This window comes from Streptomyces sp. NBC_01471 (assembly GCF_041438865.1).
Taxonomy (GTDB): Bacteria; Actinomycetota; Actinomycetes; order Streptomycetales; family Streptomycetaceae; genus Streptomyces.
Genome location: NZ_CP109450.1, coordinates 5199305 through 5218719, shown reverse-complemented (window position 1 = coordinate 5218719; position 19415 = coordinate 5199305). Strand labels below are relative to the sequence as shown.

At 70.1% G+C, this 19415-nt stretch carries 16 protein-coding genes and 1 tRNA gene; 12 read left to right on the top strand and 5 right to left on the bottom strand.

All coding sequences use genetic code 11. The annotated features are described in order from the left end of the window. The first annotated feature begins 48 nt into the window (after nucleotides 1–48). From OG285_RS23415 to OG285_RS23385, 7 genes are all read left to right on the top strand, one after another. Entirely contained in the window at nucleotides 49–729 is a 681-nt protein-coding gene (locus OG285_RS23415) for a response regulator (RefSeq protein WP_371792103.1), read from the top strand. A gap of 223 nt (nucleotides 730–952) precedes the next feature. Further along, entirely contained in the window at nucleotides 953–1981 is a 1029-nt protein-coding gene (locus OG285_RS23410) for an ABC transporter substrate-binding protein (protein WP_356833757.1), read from the top strand. Nucleotides 1982–1984: 3 nt separating this feature from the next. Further along, the gene (locus OG285_RS23405) at nucleotides 1985–2833 is read left to right on the top strand and encodes a siderophore-interacting protein (RefSeq protein WP_371792102.1); all 849 of its coding nucleotides are present in this window, start codon (nucleotides 1985–1987) and stop codon (nucleotides 2831–2833) included. A 124-nt stretch (nucleotides 2834–2957) separates the two neighbouring features. Further along, nucleotides 2958–4397 (top strand): aspartate aminotransferase family protein, encoded by a 1440-nt coding sequence (locus tag OG285_RS23400; RefSeq protein WP_371792101.1) that lies wholly within the window; start codon nucleotides 2958–2960, stop codon nucleotides 4395–4397. Further along, nucleotides 4381–5661, top strand: a complete 1281-nt coding sequence (locus OG285_RS23395) for a lysine N(6)-hydroxylase/L-ornithine N(5)-oxygenase family protein (RefSeq protein ID WP_371792100.1) — start codon at nucleotides 4381–4383, stop codon at nucleotides 5659–5661. Before OG285_RS23400 ends, OG285_RS23395 begins: the two co-directional genes overlap by 17 nt. Next, nucleotides 5658–6182 carry a GNAT family N-acetyltransferase gene (locus OG285_RS23390; RefSeq protein ID WP_356833749.1) on the top strand — a complete coding sequence of 175 codons (525 nt, stop codon included), beginning with the start codon at nucleotides 5658–5660 and terminating at the stop codon, nucleotides 6180–6182. The genes OG285_RS23395 and OG285_RS23390 overlap by 4 nt, the downstream gene beginning before the upstream one ends. Then, on the top strand, nucleotides 6179–7975 hold the full coding sequence (locus OG285_RS23385) for an IucA/IucC family siderophore biosynthesis protein (protein WP_371792099.1): 1797 nt from the start codon (nucleotides 6179–6181) through the stop codon (nucleotides 7973–7975). Before OG285_RS23390 ends, OG285_RS23385 begins: the two co-directional genes overlap by 4 nt. 82 nt (nucleotides 7976–8057) lie before the next feature. Here OG285_RS23385 and OG285_RS23380 read toward each other — a convergent pair whose 3' ends face one another. Continuing rightward, nucleotides 8058–9749 (bottom strand): beta-N-acetylhexosaminidase, encoded by a 1692-nt coding sequence (locus OG285_RS23380; protein ID WP_371792098.1) that lies wholly within the window; start codon nucleotides 9747–9749, stop codon nucleotides 8058–8060. 156 nt (nucleotides 9750–9905) lie between these two features. On the opposite strand from OG285_RS23380, the gene OG285_RS23375 reads away from it, so the two are divergent. Both OG285_RS23375 and glmS read left to right on the top strand, forming a co-directional pair. Next, the gene (locus OG285_RS23375; protein ID WP_356833743.1) at nucleotides 9906–10184 is read left to right on the top strand and encodes a hypothetical protein; all 279 of its coding nucleotides are present in this window, start codon (nucleotides 9906–9908) and stop codon (nucleotides 10182–10184) included. Nucleotides 10185–10199: 15 nt separating this feature from the next. Continuing rightward, complete coding sequence (gene glmS / locus OG285_RS23370) at nucleotides 10200–12017, top strand: glutamine--fructose-6-phosphate transaminase (isomerizing) (RefSeq protein WP_356833741.1); 1818 nt, start codon at nucleotides 10200–10202, stop codon at nucleotides 12015–12017. Nucleotides 12018–12110: 93 nt separating this feature from the next. Here the strand turns inward: glmS and OG285_RS23365 are convergent, their stop codons facing one another. After that, nucleotides 12111–12632, bottom strand: coding sequence for a universal stress protein (locus OG285_RS23365; RefSeq protein WP_356833739.1), 522 nt, complete (start codon nucleotides 12630–12632; stop codon nucleotides 12111–12113). 841 nt (nucleotides 12633–13473) lie between these two features. Here OG285_RS23365 and OG285_RS23360 point away from each other — a divergent pair. The 3 genes from OG285_RS23360 (at nucleotide 13474) to OG285_RS23350 (ending at nucleotide 15559) form a co-directional block, all read left to right on the top strand. Beyond that, nucleotides 13474–14688, top strand: coding sequence for a helix-turn-helix domain-containing protein (locus tag OG285_RS23360; protein WP_356833737.1), 1215 nt, complete (start codon nucleotides 13474–13476; stop codon nucleotides 14686–14688). An 82-nt stretch (nucleotides 14689–14770) separates the two neighbouring features. Next, complete coding sequence (orn, locus tag OG285_RS23355) at nucleotides 14771–15373, top strand: oligoribonuclease (protein WP_328326792.1); 603 nt, start codon at nucleotides 14771–14773, stop codon at nucleotides 15371–15373. Between the two features lie 113 nt (nucleotides 15374–15486). Continuing rightward, nucleotides 15487–15559: transfer RNA gene (locus tag OG285_RS23350), tRNA-His, on the top strand. An 80-nt stretch (nucleotides 15560–15639) separates the two neighbouring features. Here OG285_RS23350 and OG285_RS23345 read toward each other — a convergent pair. The 3 genes from OG285_RS23345 to OG285_RS23335 all read right to left on the bottom strand — a co-directional run bounded on the left by OG285_RS23345 (nucleotide 15640) and on the right by OG285_RS23335 (nucleotide 19411). After that, a complete protein-coding gene (locus OG285_RS23345; protein WP_356833733.1) occupies nucleotides 15640–16689 on the bottom strand; it encodes a LacI family DNA-binding transcriptional regulator in 1050 nt (349 codons plus the stop codon). Nucleotides 16690–16899: 210 nt separating this feature from the next. Then, nucleotides 16900–18357, bottom strand: a complete 1458-nt coding sequence (locus OG285_RS23340) for a GH1 family beta-glucosidase (protein ID WP_371792097.1) — start codon at nucleotides 18355–18357, stop codon at nucleotides 16900–16902. Nucleotides 18358–18496: 139 nt separating this feature from the next. Then, on the bottom strand, nucleotides 18497–19411 hold the full coding sequence (locus OG285_RS23335) for a carbohydrate ABC transporter permease (RefSeq protein ID WP_356833729.1): 915 nt from the start codon (nucleotides 19409–19411) through the stop codon (nucleotides 18497–18499). Between the last annotated feature and the right edge of the window lie 4 nt (nucleotides 19412–19415).

The window sequence follows — 19415 nt, the reverse complement described above, 5'->3', positions numbered from 1 at the left end:
CACATCAGCGGGCATCCGGGCGCCGCGCACGGGCGGGAAGGCGGACGCGTGACGATTCGGGTACTGGTGGCGGACGATCAGGCAGTGGTACGGGACGGAGTCGTGCTGCTGCTCTCGTCGGCCGACGACATGGAGGTGGTCGGTGAAGCGGGCGACGGGCACGAAGCCGTGCGGCTGGCCACGGAGTCACGGCCCGACGTGGCCCTCGTCGACCTGCGGATGCCGGGGCTGACCGGCGCCGAGGTCACGGCCCGGGTCGTCGCCGCGGACATCGGGGTCCGGGTGCTCATCCTGACCACGTACGCGGACGACGACGCGGTGATGCCGGCCCTGCGGGCGGGCGCGTCCGGCTATCTGACCAAGGACGCCACCGGCGAAGCGGTGCTGGCCGCGGTCCGTGACGTGGCCGCGGGACACACCGTCCTGGACCCAGCGGTCCAGCGCCGCCTGGTCGAACTGGTCGTCAGCGAACGGGACTCCGCCACTCCGGCTCCCGCACCCGTAGCCGGGATTCCGGCCGAGGCCGAGGGCCTCACCCGGCGGGAGATCGACGTCGTCCGGCTGGTGGCCCAGGGGCTCAACAACCGCCAGGTGGCCAAGGAGATGGTCGTCAGCCAGGCGACCGTCAAGACGCATCTCAACCATGTGCTGGCGAAACTGGCCCTGGAGGACCGCGGCGCGCTGATCGCCTGGGCCTGGCGGTACGGACTGGCCGACAGGACCCCGTAGCCACTCCCCCGCGCACCGCGCGGGGGTCTCCGCACACCACTCTGCGCCCCTTTCCGTACAGCACCTCTCCGTACAGCACCTCTCCGTACAGCACCGTTCCGGAACGAGCCGTCCACCGGGTCACCACCCCACTCCACCCTCTGGACAAGAGGTCAGGTTAGGCTAACCTGACCAGGAATCGCCCGGTGGCCGTCCCGGCACGTACGGAAAGCAGAGCCCAGCCATGCCCAACGCCCGCGCCTCCCACTTCTCCCGTCGCGGCATCCTCGCCGCGGGCGGCGTCATCGGTATCGGTGCCGCCCTCAGCGCCTGCGGCAGCACCGACGCGAAGAGCTCGGGCTCCGCGAAATCGGACACCGGCCCCTGGTCCTTCAAGGACGACCGCGGCATCACCGCCAAGGCCGACGCGACCCCCACGAAGATCGTCGCCTTCACGGGCACCGCCGCGGCGCTGCACGACTACGGCGTCGAGGTCACGGCGGTCTTCGGGCCGACCAGGACCAAGGACGGCAAAGCCGATGTCCAGGCCGGCGACCTCGACATCAACAAGGTCGAGATACTCGGCAACGTCTGGGGCGAGTTCAACGTCGAGAAGTACGCCGCGCTCGGCCCCCAGCTGCTGATCACCGGCATGTACGACAAGGGCGCCCTCTGGTACGTCCCCGACGAGTCCAAGTCCAAGATCCTCAAGCTGGCTCCGAGCACGGCCCTGATGGTCGCCCGCACCTCGATGCCCGCCGCGCTCCAGCGCCACGCGGAGCTGGCGGAGTCCCTCGGTGCCGATCTGAAGGCCAAGAAGGTCACCGACGCGAAGGCCCGCTTCGAGAAGGCCGCGGCCCGGCTGCGCTCCGCCGCGAAGGCCAACCCGAAGATCAAGGTGCTCATCGGCTCGGCCAGCGCCGACCTCCTCTACATCTCGACCCCCGAACCGTCTGCCGACCTGCGCTACTTCAAGGAACTCGGCGTCAACATCGTCGTACCGAAGAAGGTCGACAAGACCGGCTGGTTCGAGAGCCTGAGCTGGGAGAACGCCGACAAGTACCCGGCCGACATCATCATGATGGACAACCGGACCTCCGCCATCCAGCCGTCCGCGCTGAAGTCCAAGCCGACCTGGGGCGAGCTGCCCGCGGTCAAGGCAGGGCAGGTCATCCCGCGCTCGACGACCGACCCGATCTTCTCCTACGCCAAGTGCGCCCCGGCCCTGGAGGCCCTGGCCAAGGCAATCGAGACCGCGAAGAAGGTCAGCTGACCCATGACGACGGCCGCCATCGCCCCCTTCCGTTTCTTCGGCCTGCACGTCGTACGGACGCGGCGGCTCGGCCCGTCGATGGCCCGCATCACCTTCGGCGGCGAGGACCTCAGGGACTTCGCCGCCGGAGGCCGTGACCAGAGCCTCTCGCTGTTCCTGCCGCACCCGGGGCAGCGCGAGCCGGAACTGCCGTCCGGCGAGAACTGGTTCGCCGAGTGGCGGGCGCTGCCCGCCGACGTACGGGCCGTGCTGCGCTCGTACACCGTGCGCGAGCAGCGCCGTGACCCCGATGAGATCGATATCGACTTCGCCCTGCACGGGGCGGCGTCATCGACCTCCGGAACGGCGAGCGGCCCCGCCTCCCGATGGGCCCGGGAGGCCACCCCGGGGCAGCGGGTCCGCGTCCTGGGGCCCGCCATGGAACACAACACCGCCGTCCGCTTCCAGCCGCCGACCGGCACCGACTCGGTGCTGATCTGGGCCGACGAGACCGCGCTGCCCGCCGCTTCGGCCATCCTGGAGTGGCTGCCGGCCGGGACGCGGGCCCAGGTCTACCTGGAGGTCCAGCACGCGGCGGACCGGCAGCCGCTGCGCACCGAGGCCGACGCCCGGGTCACCTGGCTCGTACGGGACGAGGGCGCCCCGGCGGCCGTCGACGCCGTACGCGCGGCCGAACTGCCCGGCACGCACCCGTACGCCTGGATCGCCGGAGAGTCCGGCTGCGTCAAGGAGCTGCGCCGCCATCTCGTGCGGGAGCGTCAAGTCGACCGCAGGCAGGTCACGTTCGTCGGCTACTGGCGCCGCGGACTCAGCGAGGAGCAGCTGCGGGAGTCCGTGGCGCGCGCCGCCTGACCCAGGTACACACCGAGGGGGGCGAGGCCTCATTGCGACGCCGAGATTGGTTAGGTTAGGCTAACCTAACTACGACATCGCAGTGATCCCTCTCCCCCCTTCTTCCTTCCCCGGAGGACCGTTCATGCGCTCACACCTGCTCAATGACACGACAGCGGAGCAGTACCGCCTCACTGCTACCGCGGCAGTCGAGCGGGTGGCGGCCCAACTCGCCTCCGCCAAAAAGCCGTTCACCGGGATCTCGCCACAGGAACTCGCTCCCGCCCTGGACGCCGTGGATCTCGACAAGCCGCTGGGCAGCGCGGACGCCGCTCTGGACGAGCTCGACACCGTCTACCTGCGGGACGCCGTCTACTTCCACCACCCCCGGTACCTGGCCCACCTCAACTGCCCGGTCGTCATACCGGCGGTGGTCGCCGAGGCCGTGCTCTCCGCCGTCAACTCCTCGCTGGACACCTGGGACCAGAGCGCGGGCGGCACCCTGATCGAGCAGCGGCTCGTCGACTGGACGGCCGGCCGGATCGGTTACGGTCCCGGCGCCGACGGGGTCTTCACCAGCGGTGGTTCGCAGTCGAACCTCCAGGCGCTGCTGCTGGCCCGCGAGGAGGCGAAAGCCGCCGACGCCTCCCTGCTGCGGGTCTTCACCTCCGAATGCAGCCACTTCAGCGTCCAGAAGTCCGCCAAACTGCTCGGCCTCGGGCCCGACGCCGTCGTCTCCATCCCCTGCGACGGGGACAAGCGCATGCAGACCGTGGCGCTCGCCCGTGAGCTGGAGCGCTGCCGTGAAGAGGGCGCCGTCCCGATGGCCGTCGTCGCCACCGCCGGGACCACCGACTTCGGCTCCATCGACCCGCTGCCCGAGATCGCCGAGCTCTGTGCGCGGTACGGCACCTGGATGCACGTCGACGCGGCGTACGGCTGCGGGCTGCTCGTCTCCCGCCGGCGCTCTCTGCTCGACGGCATCGAGAACGCCGACTCGGTCACCGTCGACTACCACAAGTCCTTCTTCCAGCCGGTGAGTTCGAGCGCCCTGGTGGTACGGGACGGGGTCACCCTGCGGCACGCCACCTACCACGCGGACTACCTCAATCCGCGCTCCGCCGCCGAGGCCCGCATCCCGAACCAGGTCGACAAGTCCCTCCAGACCACCCGGCGCTTCGACGCCCTCAAGCTGTGGATGACGCTGCGGGTGATGGGTGCCGACGGGGTGGGCGGGCTCTTCGACGAGGTGATCGACCTCGCCGGGGAGGGATGGAAACTCCTCGCCGCCGACCCGCGCTTCGACGTGGCCGTCGAGCCGCAGCTCTCCACACTCGTCTTCCGCTTCATCCCCGGCGACGTCACCAGCCCCACGCTCATCGACCGGGCCAACCAGTACGCGCGCAAGGCCCTGTTCGCATCCGGTGACGCCGTCGTCGCCGGGACCACGGTCAACGGCCGCGCCTATCTGAAATTCACCCTGCTCAACCCGCAGACCACCGTCGCCGACATCGCGGCCGTCCTCGACCTCCTCGCCGAGCACGCCGGCCAGTACCTGGGAGAAACCCTTGTCCACGCCTCTTGAGTCTCACGAGACCTACGACTTCATCGCGGTCGGGCTCGGACCGTTCAATCTGGGGCTCGCCTGCCTGGCCGACCCGGTCGAGGAGCTGAACGGCCTCTTCCTGGAGTCCAAGCCGGACTTCGACTGGCACAGCGGCATGTTCCTGGAGGGCTCCACGCTCCAGACCCCCTTCATGTCCGACCTGGTCACCCTGGCGGACCCCACATCGCCGTACTCCTTCCTCAACTACCTGAAGGAATCGGGGCGGCTCTACTCCTTCTACATCCGCGAGAGCTTCTATCCGCTGCGCGAGGAGTTCAACGACTACTGCCGGTGGGCCGCCGCGAAGATACCCGCGATCCGCTTCGGCGAGTCGGTGACCGAGGTGACGTACGAGGAACGGGACGCGGTCTACGCGGTACGGACCGCGAGCGGCGCCGTGTACCGGGGCCGCAGACTCGTCCTCGGCACCGGAACCCCGGCCTACCTCCCGGAGCCCTGCCGGGACCTCGGCGGCGACCTGATCCACAACTCCCGCTATCTGGGCGCGAAGGAGAACCTCCAGACCAAGGAGTCGATCACCGTCGTCGGCAGCGGGCAGAGCGCCGCCGAGATCTACTACGACCTGCTCCAGGACATCGACCAGCACGGGTACGCGCTGAACTGGGTCACCCGCTCGCCCCGGTTCTTCCCGCTGGAGTACACCAAGCTCACGCTGGAGATGACATCCCCGGAGTACGTGGACTACTTCCACGGGCTGCCGTCCCGGACCCGCGACCGGCTCAACGTGTCGCAGAAGAACCTCTACAAGGGCATCAACTCCGAGCTGATCGACGCCATCTTCGACCTGCTGTACGCGAAGAACCGGCGCGGCCCGGTGGCGACCAGGCTGATGACGAACACCTCCCTGGAGACCGCCAGTTACGACCACGGCACCTACACGCTGGGGCTGCGTCAGGAGGAGCAGGAGAAGGACTTCGCCCTCGCCACCCAGGGGCTCGTCCTCGCCACCGGCTACAAGTACCGGGTACCCGGCTTCCTCGCCCCGGTGCACGACCGGATCAACTGGGACGACCAGGGCCGCTTCGACGTCCACCGCAACTACAGCATCGACGCGGACCGGACGATCTACGTGCAGAACGCGGAGCTGCACACCCACGGCTTCGTCGCCCCCGACCTCGGGATGGCCGCGTACCGCAACTCGTGCATCATCCGCGAGCTGCTCGGCGGCCAGGAGTACTACCCGGTCGAGAAGACCATCGCTTTCCAGGAGTTCACCGCATGAACCGCTTCAGCATCCGCCCGCTTGACCCCCGCGCCGACGCCGAGCTGGTGCACGGCTGGGTCACCCACCCCAAGTCCGTCTACTGGATGATGCAGGAAGCGAGCCTCACCGACGTCGAGCGCGAGTACATGGCGATAGCGGCGGCAGAGCACCACGACGCCTACATAGGACTGCACGGCTCCACCCCGGCGTTCCTGATGGAGCGGTACGACCCGGCGCACGTCGAGCTCAAGGGTCTCTACGACCCCGAACCCGGCGATGTCGGCATGCACTTCCTGGTCGCGCCGACCGACACCCCCGTGCACGGCTTCACCCGGGCGGTGATCACGGCCGTGATGACGGAGCTGTTCGCGGACCCGGCGACGCGCCGGGTCGTGGTGGAGCCCGACATCCGCAACACAGCGGTCCACGCGCTCAACAAGGCCGTGGGCTTCGAGGCGTTGCGCGAACTGGCGAAGCCCGAGAAGACCGCACTGCTGAGCGTCTGCACCCGCGCCGCGTTCGAGGGAGCCCGCCGATGAGCACCCATCTGACCCCCGTACTCTGGGCCGAGGCCGAGCGGCTTCTGATCCGCAAGGCGCTCGCGGAGTTCTCGCACGAGCGGCTGCTGTCCCCACAGCCGCTGAGCGAGGACGCTCCGCGTCTCGGTCCCGCCGGAACAGGGGAGACCCCGTTCTCCGTACGCAGTGACGACGGCGGGACCGAGTACCGGTTCCGCGCCCGGCTCCTCGCCCTCGACCACTGGCACATCCCGGCCGAGTCGATCACCCGCCACCGCGGCGCCGAAGAACTCCCCCTGGACGCACTGGAGTTCTTCATCGAGCTGCGCGGTGCGCTGGGGCTGAGCGAGGCGATCCTGCCGGTCTACCTGGAGGAGATCTCGTCCACGCTGTCCAGCACCGCCTACAAGCTCGCCCGGCACGCCGAGCACCCCGTGTCGGCCGCCCAGCTCGCCACGTCCGGCTTCCAGGACATCGAGACCGGGATGACCGAGGGCCACCCCTGCTTCATCGCCAACAACGGCCGTCTCGGCTTCGGTTCGGACGAATACCTCAGCTACGCGCCCGAGGCCGCGAGCCCGGTCCGGCTGATCTGGCTGGCCGGCCGGCGCGACCACGCCACCTTCAGCGCGGGCGCCGGACTCGACTACGAGTCGCTGATCCGGGCCGAACTGGGCAAGGAGACGCTGGAGCGGTTCGCCGCGACCATGGCCGGGCTCGGCCTGGACCTCGACGCGTACTTCCTGATCCCGGTGCACCCCTGGCAGTGGCGGAACAAGCTCTCCGTCACCTTCGCCGCCGAGGTGGCCAAGCAGCGGCTCGTGCTGCTGGGGCACGGTGACGACTCGTACCTCGCGCAGCAGTCGATCCGCACCTTCTTCAACACCAGCGACCCGGCGAAGCACTACGTCAAAACGGCGCTCTCGGTGCTCAACATGGGCTTCATGCGCGGCCTCTCCGCCGCGTACATGGAGGCGACGCCCGCGATCAACGACTGGCTGGCGCAGCTCATCGAGAGCGACCCGGTACTGAAGGCCACCGGCCTGACGATCATCCGGGAGCGGGCCTCGATCGGCTACCACCACCGTCAGTACGAGCAGGCGACCGTCAAGGGCTCGCCGTACCGGAAGATGCTGGCCGCGCTCTGGCGGGAGAGCCCGGTGCCCACGCTGGAGCCGGGCGAGCGCCTCGCCACCATGGCATCGCTGCTGCACACCGACCGGGACGGCGCCTCGTTCGCGGGCGCGCTGATCGCCGAGTCGGGCCTCGATCCGGCGGTCTGGCTGCGCCGCTACCTGGAGGCGTACTTCACCCCGCTGCTGCACAGCTTCTACGCCTACGACCTGGTGTACATGCCGCACGGCGAGAACGTCATCCTGGTCATCGAGGACGGCGCGGTGCGGCGGGCGGTCTACAAGGACATCGCCGAGGAGATCGCGGTGATGGACCCCGACGCGGTGCTGCCGCCGGACGTCGAGCGCGTCCGCGCCGATGTGCCGGACGACATGAAACTCCTGTCGATCTTCACCGATGTCTTCGACTGCTTCTTCCGCTTCCTCAGCGCGACGCTGGCCACCGAAGGCGTGCTCGGCGAGGACGAGTTCTGGCGGACCGTCGGCGCGTGCGTACGGGACTACCAGGGCTCGATGCCCCAACTGGCCGACAAGTTCCGGCAGTACGACCTGTTCGCGCCAGAGTTCGGGCTGTCCTGCCTCAACCGGCTCCAGCTGCGCAACAACCAGCAGATGGTGGACCTCCAGGACCCCGCGGGCGCGCTCCAGCTGTCCGGGACCCTGAAGAACCCGATCGCCTGATCCACGGCGACCGTCCGGAACGCCCGGCGTGCGGAGACCGGTCCTCTCCGTACGCCGGGGCCGCCGGGGTATCCGCCAGGACCTACTGGGCGGGCCAGCCGACCTGGGGCGACCGGTAGTAGTCGATGCCCAGCGCGTCCCACCGGGGTGCCTGGGCGGCGAGCCGGGTCCGGTACCCGCCCCAGTCGTGGGTGGACTGCGGCGACCAGCCCAGTTCGGCGATGCCGGGCAGCCTCGGGAACGCCATGTAGTCGATGTCCTTGCTGGTGGTCAGCGTCTCCGACCAGAGCGGCGCCTCGACCCCGAGGACCGAACCGGCCGGCGCGCCCGCCAGATAGGTCGCCGGATTCCAGTCGTAGGAACGCTGCACCTCCACAAGCCCGGCCCACGACAGGCCCAGCTTGGTGTCCGCCGTGTACTTCATGTCGAGGTAGGCGCGGTCGGCCGGTGAGAGCACCAGCTTCGTCCCCTTCTCCGCCGCGGCCACGACCTGCGCCCGCTCGGCTGCGCCGGTGGCGTCGTACCCCCAGTACTGGGCGACCTCCCCCTTCACCGGGGCGGCGGCGGTGATCTGGTGCCAGCCCTCGACCTTCTTGCCGTGCTTGCCGACGATGGCCTTCGCCTTGTCCATGAAGGCGTTGTAGTCGGCCTGGCTCGTGGAGTGCGCCTCGTCGCCGCCGATGTGCAGATACTGGCCGGGGGTGAGCGCGGCCAGCTCACGCACCACGTCGTCCACGAAGTCGTACGTCACCGGCTTGGGCACGCACAGCGAACTGAAGCCGACGTCGGTGCCCGTGTAGAGCGGGGGCGCGACGCCGTCGCAGTTCAGCTCGGGGTAGGAGGCCAGCGCGGCGTTGGTGTGCGAGGGCAGATCGATCTCGGGGATGACGTCCAGGTGGCGCGAGGCCGCGTAGCGCACGATCTCCCGGTAGTCCGCCTTGGTGTAGGAGCCGCCCTTGCCGCCGCCGACCTCGGTCGAGCCGCCGTAGGTGGCCAGCTTCGGCCAGGAGGAGATGGCGATGCGCCAGCCCTGGTCGTCGCTCAGGTGCAGATGCAGTTTGTTGATCTTGTAGAGCGCCAGCTCGTCGATGTACCGCTCGACCTGCCGCACGGTGAAGAAGTGCCGCGAGACGTCGAGCATGGCACCCCGGTAGGCGTACCGGGGCACGTCGGTGACGGTGCCGCCCGCGACCCGCCACGGGCCGGGCTGCCGCCGGTTCGCCTCGACCGCCGCGGGCAGCTGCTGACGCAGCGTCTGGACGCCGTGGAAGAGCCCGGCGGCCTTCTCCGCGGTGATCGTGACCCCGTGCGCGGAGCTGACCAGCCGGTAACCCTCGTCGCCGAGGCCGTGTTCACGGGGGCTGAGCGTCAGCGTGATGTCGCCCCGGCCGCCGTGCGGGCCACCGGTGACCGGCAGCGGATATCCGGTGGAGGGCCGGAGCAGCCCCGCCAGATACGAGCCGACCTGGCGCGCGGCGCGGGAGTCCGCCCGGATGTGTGTCCTGCCGGTGATCGCGTACGGGGCGCCGGCCGCGTGGACGGAGGAGGGCGCCGGGATGATCGCGCCGAGCGGGCGGATCGCGGGCGCGGCGGCCGGTGCGGCGGAGGCGACGGGGGCCGCTCCGGTGCCGGCGAATCCGGCGGCGGCGACGAGGAGGAACGTGCCGAGGAGCCGGGGCAGGGACCTGGATTCGAGTGTTCTGTGCAGTCTCACAAGCGGATTCCCTCCGGAGGGTCTCGCAACTGTGGTGCTGGGCGACGGAACGTGTCCCATGGGTATCGCACGCCCCCGGGAGGGTCAAGGGTATAGACCACTCCGGACCTCCCTCCCGGACGGAACAACCGAATCCGCAGGGGCCCATCTGCCTCCATCTGCCCGATATCGGGCAGAATTCTTGCACAGGACCTCGCTCCACTCCAATATCAACGGGTGGCCGCAACATCCCGTCCGTCCTACGACGACCTCATCGACCACCTGGTGCGCAGCTCCGCCCTCCAGCGCGGCGAAGCCGCCCGGGTGGTCCTCGATGTGCTGGCCTATTTCGACGAGACGACGGAGGAGTTCGTCCGCAGGCGCCACCGTGAACTACAGGCCCGCGGACAGACGAACCCGGACATTTTCCAGCAGATCTCGGACGAGCTGCCTCATCGTGCAGTGGCACCGCCCGAGCTCTCCCTGCGGCAGCTGCGCCGCATGATCTACGGCTAGGAATCAAGGAGCGATATGTGCGGAATCGTCGGGTACATCGGCAAGCGTGATGTGGCACCGCTGCTGCTGGAGGGGCTCCAGCGGCTGGAGTACCGGGGGTATGACTCCTCGGGCATCGTCATCTCCTCTCCCAAGTCCACCGCGCTGAAGATGGTGAAGGCGAAGGGCCGCGTCCGTGAGCTGGAGGCCCGGGTCCCCAAGCGTTTCGCGGGCACCACCGGTATCGCCCACACCCGCTGGGCCACCCACGGCGCCCCCAGCGACCTCAACGCCCACCCGCACCTGGACGCGGAGGGCAAGGTCGCCGTCGTCCACAACGGCATCATCGACAACGCGTCCGACCTGCGCGCCCGGCTCAACGCCGACGGTGTGGAGTTCCTCTCCGAGACCGACACCGAGGTCCTCACGCACCTCATCGCCCGCTCCCCGGCGGCGACGCTGGAGGAGAAGGTCCGCGAGGCCCTGCGGGTGATCGAGGGCACGTACGGCGTCGCGGTCATGCACGCGGACTTCCCGGACCGCATCGTCGTCGCCCGCAACGGGTCGCCGGTCGTCCTGGGCATCGGCGAGAAGGAGATGTTCGTCGCGTCCGACGTGGCGGCCCTCGTCTCGCACACCCGCCAGGTCGTCACGCTGGACGACGGCGAGATGGCCACCCTCAAGGCCGACGACTTCCGTACGTACACGACCGAGGGCTCCACCACCTCGTCGACGCCGACCACCGTGGAGTGGGAGGCCGAGTCGTACGACATGGGCGGCCACGACACGTACATGCACAAGGAGATCTCCGAGCAGGCCGAGGCGGTCGACCGGGTGCTGCGCGGCCGGATCGACGACCGCTTCTCCACCGTGCACCTGGGCGGCCTCAACCTGGACGCCCGGGACGCGCGGGGCGTGCGCCGGGTGAAGATCCTCGGCTGCGGCACCTCGTACCACGCGGGCCAGATGGGCGCCCAGCTGATCGAGGAGCTGGCCCGCATCCCCGCGGACGCCGAGCCCGCTTCGGAGTTCCGATACCGCAACCCGGTGGTGGACCCCGACACGCTGTACGTCGCCGTGTCGCAGTCCGGTGAGACGTACGACGTGCTGGCGGCGGTGCAGGAGCTCAAGCGCAAGGGCGCGCGGGTGCTCGGCGTGGTGAACGTCGTCGGCTCGGCGATCGCGCGCGAGACCGACGGCGGTGTGTACGTGCACGCGGGCCCGGAGGTCTGCGTCGTCTCGACGAAGTGCTTCACCAACACGGTGGTCTCCTTCGCGCTCCTCGCGCTCCACCTGGGCCGCATCCGCGACCTGTCGGTGGCCGACGGCAAGCGGATCATCGCGGGGCTGCGGAAGCTGCCCGGTCAGATCGCCGAGATCCTGGACCGGGAGGACGAGATCGAGAAGCTGGCCGGCGAGTACGCGGATGCCAGGTCGATGATGTTCATCGGGCGGGTGCGCGGCTACCCGGTGGCGCGGGAGGCCTCGCTGAAGCTCAAGGAGGTCTCGTACATCCACGCCGAGGCGTATCCGGCGTCGGAGCTGAAGCACGGGCCGCTCGCGCTGATCGAGCCCGCCATGCCGACGGTCGCGATCGTGCCCGACGACGATCTGCTGGAGAAGAACCGGGCGGCACTGGAGGAGATCAAGGCGCGCGACGGGCGCATCCTCGCGGTCGCGCACCAGGAGCAGCCGAAGGCCGACCACACGATCGTGGTACCCAAGAACGAGGACGAGCTTGACCCGATCCTGATGGGGATCCCGCTGCAACTGCTCGCCTACCACACGGCGTTGTCCCTGGGCCGGGACATCGACAAGCCACGCAACCTGGCGAAGTCGGTCACCGTCGAGTAGCCGCCCGCCCGGCTGTTCCCGGGGGCAACCTCCACGGGAACAGCCGGTGTTGCCCGGCGGAGGCGGCGGCGTCCCGTGCCCGGCCGGGCCGCGTCACGGGATGACGATGACGGGCCGCTGGGCGCGCCGCGCCAGCCGCCCGGCCACCGAGCCGAAGATCCGCCCGACGATGCCGTGCGTCGAGCCGACCACGATCGCGTCCGCGGAGTACTCCCGGCCGACCTCCTCCAGCTCGTGGCAGATGTCGCCGCCGCGCTCCACCAGGATCCAGGGCACGTCGGCGAGATAGTCGGCGCAGGCCAGTTCGAGGCCGAGCACTTCGGTCCTGTGGTCGGGCACGTCCACGAAGACGGGGGGCTCGCAGCCCGCCCAGACCGTGGTCGGGAGCCGGTTGGCGACGTGGACGATGATCAGGCCGGAGCCCAGTCGTACGGCCATGCCGATGGCATAGGCAAGGGCCCGCTCACTGGAGGTCGAGCCGTCGAAACCGACGACGACCCCGTGTCTGAAAGCGGGATCACATGCGTGACGTGGTGCGTCCGCCGCATGGAGTTCGGCCGATGGATCGGCGATCTTCCTGCGGTCCGCGGGTTCGGAGAATTCGTAACCGGCCATCGGTATCTCGGCGAAGAAGATCCTGTTGGGAGGGAACGGCAGTTGACGGTGGAGCGTGTCCGGCGGAGCTGTGTCCGGGAATCATCTTCCCAAGCCCATACCCTCCAGAGTACGGCGACACTCCTCCTCTGCCCACCGCACGCCGATCCAGTCCGGCGTTCCAGGGAGCATGCCCGAGCGGGCCGGTAAATGGCAATGCCAGGTGGTATCTACAGCTTCCCGCCCGTGCCGCCGGAGCCGAAAACCGACCGCCGCGCGCTTCCCGTCCGCGCTCCCCCTCGCGGCTCCGCACACACGCCGGACCCCGGGCCGCCGCCCGCCGGGCAGACAGGGGGCGTACGGCCGCCGCCCGGCCGCCGTTCGTCCGCCGCGCGGGCCCGGCGTGCGGGGAGCGCACAGGTTCCGGTGGCAGTCTGAGAGGCGCACGCCGGGCCTCTGACTGAATCCCACCCGCGCGCCCGATCGTTTTCAGCCAACTTACGCGACCCACCCCGACCTTGGCGGAACGATACGTCAACCCCGGTGCCACCAGGGATGAAAGGACCACAGGCGGCTCTCGCACCCTACTGGGACGGGCCATGCGCGGGATGCCCACTTCCCTGCGGGCTTCCTGAGTGAAACGCTTCCTGATCGAATGCTTCGCGCCAAGTTGCCATGTCGACATAACGCCGTCAGTCGAACTTGTCACGCCGGCAGCACGGGACGCAGTAGATTCGATCATGGGTAAGAGGCGGGGGGAACTCGTGCTGGACCGAGGGGCTGTGACGATTAAAAGCAGTTTGCAGGAGCGACAGTCCCGACAGGATCAGGGAGCCGTGAGCACCGAGGGGGGCTTAGCACCATGAGTCAGGGCCAGGACTCCATCGCCGTGGCGGAGACCGTAAGAAAGCTCTCCGGGCGCCGCCGCAAGGAGATCGTTTCGGTACTGCTCTTCAGCGGCGGCCCCATATTCGAGAGCTCGATTCCGCTCTCCGTCTTCGGCATCGACCGGCAGGACGCCGGGGTGCCCCGTTACCGGCTGCTGGTGTGCGCGGGCGAAGAGGGGCCGCTGCGCACCACGGGCGGACTGGAACTCACCGCGCCGTACGGCCTGGAGGCCATCGGCAGGGCCGGCACCGTCGTCGTCCCGGCGTGGCGGTCGATCACCTCGCCGCCGCCGCCCGAGGCACTGGACGCACTGCGCCGCGCCCACGAGGAGGGTGCGCGCATCGTCGGCCTGTGCACCGGCGCCTTCGTGCTGGCCGCCGCGGGACTGCTGGACGGCAGGCCCGCGACCACGCACTGGATGTACGCGCCGACACTCGCGAAGCGCTATCCGTCGGTCCACGTGGACCCGCGTGAGCTCTTCGTCGACGACGGCGACGTCCTGACCTCGGCCGGGACCGCGGCGGGAATCGATCTGTGCCTGCACATCGTGCGGACGGACCACGGCGCGGACGCGGCGGGAGCGCTCGCCAGGCGGCTGGTGGTCCCCCCGCGCAGGACCGGCGGCCAGGAGCGCTACCTCGACAGGTCTTTACCGGAGGAAATCGGCTCCGACCCCCTCGCGGAGGTCGTCGCCTGGGCGCTGGAGCACCTCCACGAGCAGTTCGACGTGGAGACCCTGGCGGCCCGCGCGTACATGAGCCGCCGGACGTTCGACCGCCGGTTCCGCTCGCTGACCGGCAGCGCGCCGCTCCAGTGGCTGATCACGCAGCGGGTGCTGCAGGCGCAGCGCCTGCTGGAGACGTCGGACTACTCGGTGGACGAGGTCGCGGGCCGCTGCGGCTTCCGTTCGCCGGTCGCGCTGCGCGGCCACTTCCGGCGCCAGCTGGGCTCGTCACCGGCCGCGTACCGGACGGCGTACCGGGCCCGCAGGCCGCAGGGGTCCGAACCCGTACCGGTGGCCCCGGCGGCGGACGGCGTCCCGCAGGCCCGCCGCGCCGCGGGACCGGGCGGCGCCCAGCCCCCGGCGCCACCGCAGGGCTCCCCCGCGCTGCCAGAGCCGGGAAAGCCCGGCTCGGACACGTACGCACCGGGCCGCCCGGTGGTCCCGGGGCAACGGAGCGCGACCTAGCAGTGCCCCCAGGGGGCCGGGCCTCAGGGCCCGGCCCCCTGTTCCGTCAGGTGTCCGTGCCGACCGGTCTAAGGTAGGGCGTATGAACGATCGCATGGTGTGGATCGACTGCGAGATGACCGGGCTCTCGTTGACGGACGACGCACTCATTGAGGTGGCCGCACTGGTCACCGACTCGGAGCTGAACGTGCTCGGCGAAGGGGTGGACATCGTGATCCGCCCGCCCGCCGAGGCCCTGGAGACCATGCCCGACGTGGTGCGGAAGATGCACACCTCATCCGGCCTGCTCGACGAACTGGACGGCGGCACCACACTGGCCGACGCCGAGGCGCAGGTGCTGGCGTACGTACGCGAGCACGTGAAGGAGCCGGGCAAGGCGCCGCTCTGCGGGAACTCGGTCGGCACCGACCGGGGCTTCCTGCTGCGCGACATGAAGGATCTTGAGGGCTACCTGCACTACCGGATCGTGGACGTCTCATCGATCAAGGAGCTGTCCCGCCGCTGGTACCCGCGGGCCTACTTCAACAGCCCGGAGAAGAACGGCAACCACCGGGCGCTGGCGGACATCCGCGAGTCGATCGCGGAGCTGCGCTACTACCGGGAGGCCGTCTTCGTACCGCAGCCGGGCCCGGACTCGGACACCGCGAAGAAGATCGCGGCCAAGTACGTCCTGCCTGCGGATTAGGATCCCGCGGGCGCTCCGCGCGGACGGCCGGCGACCCGCCCGAAAGGCGGGAGCGAGCACCCTCCCGGACCCTGTACACTTTTTCTCGGCCGGTCGGAAACGACACGGTCATGGTGGGTATAGCTCAGACGGTAGAGCACCTGGTTGTGGTCCAGGATGTCGCGGGTTCGAGTCCCGTTACTCACCCTTTTCGATCAAGGGCCGATCTGCTTCAGCAGATCGGCCCTTCTCCGTATCCGCGGCAGCCGCCTCCGGCCGGACAGGGCCTACGAGCTGAGCCGCGGCACCAGATCCGTCGGGAGCACCAGTTGGGTCCGCTCGACGGCGGGCGCCCCGGGCGAGCGGTGCGCCGCGATCTCCGAGAGCAGCAGACGGGCCATGGCGCGGCCCATCTCCTCGATCGGCTGTCGCACGCTCGTCAGCGGCGGGTCCATATGACGGGCGATCACCGAGTCGTCGAAGCCGACCAGCGCCACGTCGTCCGGCACCCGCAGGCCGCGCTCGCGCAGCACCTGGCGGGCTCCGGCCGCCATCACGTCGGACGCGGCGAACACCGCGTCCAGATCGGGCCGGCGGTCGAGCAGCAGCTCCATCGCCCGGCGACCGCTCTCCTCGGAGAAGTCGGCCGGGGCGACGAGCGCCTCGTCGCCGTCGGCGCCCGCGGCGGCGACGGCCTTGCGGTACCCGTCGATGCGGCACTGCGCGGCGTATATGTCGGGCGGTCCGGTGATCGTCGCGATCCTGTGCCGGCCCCGCGCGACCAGGTGCCCGACGGCGCTGCGCGCGCCCTGGTAGTTGTCCGAGTCGACCGAGGGAAGCGTCTCCCGGTCGGAGCGCCGGCCGCTCACCACGGCCGGGATGGAGAGCTGCTGCAGCAGCTCGGGCAGCGGGTCGTCCGCGTGCGCGGAGACGAGCAGCACCCCGTCCACCCGGTGCGCGGCCAGATACTGGGCGAGCCGGTCCCGCTCGCGGTCGCTGCCGACGAGCGTGAGCAGCAGCTGCATCTCGGTGTCGGCGAGCGCGGCACCGACGCCCCGGACGATGTCCGAGAAGTACGGCTCGGCGAAGAAGCGGGTCTCCGGCTCGGGGACGACGAGGGCGATGGCGTCCGTACGGTTCCCGGCGAGCGCGCGGGCCGCCCGGTTGGGTACGTAACCCAGCTCGGCGACCGCGGCTTCGACGGCCTCGCGGGTGCGGGCGCTGACCCGGGGCGATCCGTTGATGACCCGGGATGCCGTGCCGCGTCCGACCCCGGCCCGTGCCGCGACCTCTTCGAGCGTGGGCCGCCCGCCGCTCCGTACTCGCGCTGCCGCCATGGCTGCCTCCCGTTCGCGGTCAATTTCTCACAAGTCGGATAACCGGACCAAGTCCGGTCGTCGGCTCCTCGACACGCTCGGGGAGGGGTCCGCCCCGTACCGCGCACCCCTGGTGGGAGCGCTCCCACTGTACGGGGTGGGCGGGCCGCCGGAAAACGGACCGGACCGGGCACGGGACCGGTCCCCTCCGTCCGCCGGGGCCCGGCCGGGTCAGTCCACCGGAGGCAGTGCGTTGCGGCGGATCACGTCGGCGTACCAGTGGGCGCTCGACTTCGGGATCCGGCGCTGGGACGCGTAGTCGACGTAGACCGCGCCGAACCGCTTCGAGTACCCGTACCCCCACTCGAAGTTGTCCATCAGCGACCAGAGGAAGTACCCGCGCACATCGGCGCCGTCGGCCACCGCCCGCCGTACGGCGTCGAGATGGCCGCGCAGGTAGTCGATCCGCTCGGGGTCGGCGACCCGGCCTTCGGGCGAGACGTAGTCGTCGAAGGCGGCGCCGTTCTCGGTGACCATCAACGGCAGTCCCGGGTGGTCCCGGCTGACGTCCGTCAGCAGGCTGTACAGCCCGTCGGGGTCGATCGCCCAGTTCATCGCGGTGCGCTTCTTGCCCTCCGCCAGGTGGAAGGCGACGTGCTCGGAGCCGGTCCAGGGCGAGTGGTCGCTGCTGCCGTGGCCGTCGTCGCGGGTGTCCCCGGCGCCGGTATCCGGTGTCGAAACCAGCGTCGGTGTGTAGTAGTTGACGCCCAGCACGTCGACGGGGGCCGCGATGGTGGCCTGATCGCCGTCCCGTACCAGCTCCGACCAGTCCACCAGGTGCGCGGTGTCGGCGATCAGGTCATCGGGGTAGGCGCCGTCCAGGATCGGGCCGGTGAAGATCCGGTTGCCGACCGCGTCGATCCGGCGCGCGGCGTCGGCGTCGGCCGCGCTGCCGGTCAGCGGCCGGACCTGGTGGAGATTGAGGGTGACCGAGATCTGCGCGGTGGCGGGGAGTTGACCGCGCAGAACCTCGGTCGCCCGGCCATGGGCGAGGTTGAGATGGTGGGCCGCCCGCAGGGTCGCGGCCGGTTCGGTGCGGCCCGGGGCGTGCACCCCGGAGCCGTACCCGAGGAAGGCGGAGCACCACGGCTCGTTGAGGGTGGTCCACATGCCGACGCGGTCGCCGAGGGCGCCGGCCATGATCGCCGCGTAGTCGGTGAAGCGGTCGGCGGTGGCCCGGTGGGGCCAGCCGCCCGCGTCCTCCAACTCCTGCGGCAGGTCCCAGTGGTAGAGGGTGGCGACCGGGGTGATGCCCGCTTCGAGGAGTTCGTCGGCGAGTCTGCGGTAGAAGTCCAGGCCGCGTTCCACGGCCGGGCCCCGGCCGGTGGGCTGCACCCGCGACCAGGAGACGGAGAAGCGGTACGCCTTGAGGCCCAGCTCCTTCATCAGCGCCACGTCGTCGCGGTAGCGGTGGTAGTGGTCGGCGGCGATGTCGCCGGTGTCACCGTTGCGGACCTTGCCCGGGGTGTGGCTGAAGGTGTCCCAGATGGACGGGGTGCGGCCGTCGGAGGCGGCGGCGCCCTCCACCTGGTAGGCGGCGGTGGCCGCGCCCCAGACGAAGTCCACGGGGAAATCCGTCGTCGCGGGCGCCTGCTCACGGGTGGTGGTCTCGGATCGTACGGCGGTCATGCGGGAGCGCTCCCAGGGGTGGACGGACAGGGGCTGACGGGAAGGGGGCCGGGCAGGGGACGTCTTTGGTGTCCCGTACGGCCCGCGGTCAGGCGCGGGCCGTACGGGACGCACCGGGGGGGGGCGGGGGACGCGGGCGTCACCCCTTGACGGCGCCGGACATGATGCCTCCGACGATCTGCTTGCCGAAGATCACGAACACCACGAGCAGCGGCAGCGTGCTGATCAGCGCGCCGGCCATCACGATGCTCTGATCGGGCGTGTACGAGGCGCTCAGCTGGCCGAGTGCCACTTGCAGGGTGGGGTTCTGCTGGTTCAGGGCGAGGTAGGGCCAGAAGAAGTCGTTCCAGGCCTGGACGAAGGTGAGCATCCCCAGCACCATCATCGCGGGGCGGGCCGCCGGGAGGACGACGCTGCGCACGATGCGGAGGTTGTTGGCGCCGTCGAGCTTGGCCGCCTCGATGAGTTCGTACGGCAGTGCCTCCAGCAGGTACTGCCGCATGAAGAAGACGCCGAACGCGCTCACCAGGGTCGGGAAGATCACCGACTCCAGGTTCCCGCCCCAGCCGATCTTGGACATCATCATGAAGAGCGGGACGACGCTGAGCTGCGGGGGGATGGTCAGGGTGGCGATGACGGCGGTCATCAGCCCGCCGCGGCCCCGGAACCGCATCTTGGCGAAGGCGTACCCGGCCAGTGTGCAGAAGAAGAGCGTCGCCGCGGTGATGCAGCCGGAGACGATGACGGAGTTGACGATCGCCTTGCCCAGATGGGCCTGGTTCCAGGCCGCTTCGAGGTTGTGGACGAGCCGCCCGCCCGGCAGGAACGGCGGTGTACTGGCCAGCACTTCGTCCTGGGTGTGGGACGCGGCGACCAGGGTCCAGTACAGCGGCAGGATCGAGCCGATGCCGACGGCGATCAGCGCGAGGTAGGCGAAGGGGCCGCCCTTGAGCTGCTGGCCCGCGCCGGGCCTGAAGCGGCGGCGGGGCGCGGGTGGGGCGGCGGCCGGCCGGGTGGTGAGACCGGGCGCGTGGGTGGGGCTGGTCATGGTCATGGAT

Bases quoted from the DNA above. Each gene is read 5' to 3' on its own strand.
- OG285_RS23410 (WP_356833757.1), top strand. From the start codon at position 953: ATGCCCAACGCCCGCGCCTCCCACTTCTCCCGTCGCGGCATCCTCGCC.
- OG285_RS23405 (WP_371792102.1), top strand. From the start codon at position 1,985: ATGACGACGGCCGCCATCGCCCCCTTCCGTTTCTTCGGCCTGCACGTC.
- OG285_RS23400 (WP_371792101.1), top strand. From the start codon at position 2,958: ATGCGCTCACACCTGCTCAATGACACGACAGCGGAGCAGTACCGCCTC.
- OG285_RS23390 (WP_356833749.1), top strand. From the start codon at position 5,658: ATGAACCGCTTCAGCATCCGCCCGCTTGACCCCCGCGCCGACGCCGAG.
- OG285_RS23385 (WP_371792099.1), top strand. From the start codon at position 6,179: ATGAGCACCCATCTGACCCCCGTACTCTGGGCCGAGGCCGAGCGGCTT.
- OG285_RS23380 (WP_371792098.1), bottom strand. From the start codon at position 9,749: ATGGGACACGTTCCGTCGCCCAGCACCACAGTTGCGAGACCCTCCGGA.
- glmS (WP_356833741.1), top strand. From the start codon at position 10,200: ATGTGCGGAATCGTCGGGTACATCGGCAAGCGTGATGTGGCACCGCTG.
- OG285_RS23365 (WP_356833739.1), bottom strand. From the start codon at position 12,632: ATGGCCGGTTACGAATTCTCCGAACCCGCGGACCGCAGGAAGATCGCC.
- OG285_RS23360 (WP_356833737.1), top strand. From the start codon at position 13,474: ATGAGTCAGGGCCAGGACTCCATCGCCGTGGCGGAGACCGTAAGAAAG.
- orn (WP_328326792.1), top strand. From the start codon at position 14,771: ATGAACGATCGCATGGTGTGGATCGACTGCGAGATGACCGGGCTCTCG.
- OG285_RS23345 (WP_356833733.1), bottom strand. From the start codon at position 16,689: ATGGCGGCAGCGCGAGTACGGAGCGGCGGGCGGCCCACGCTCGAAGAG.
- OG285_RS23340 (WP_371792097.1), bottom strand. From the start codon at position 18,357: ATGACCGCCGTACGATCCGAGACCACCACCCGTGAGCAGGCGCCCGCG.
- OG285_RS23335 (WP_356833729.1), bottom strand. From the start codon at position 19,411: ATGACCATGACCAGCCCCACCCACGCGCCCGGTCTCACCACCCGGCCG.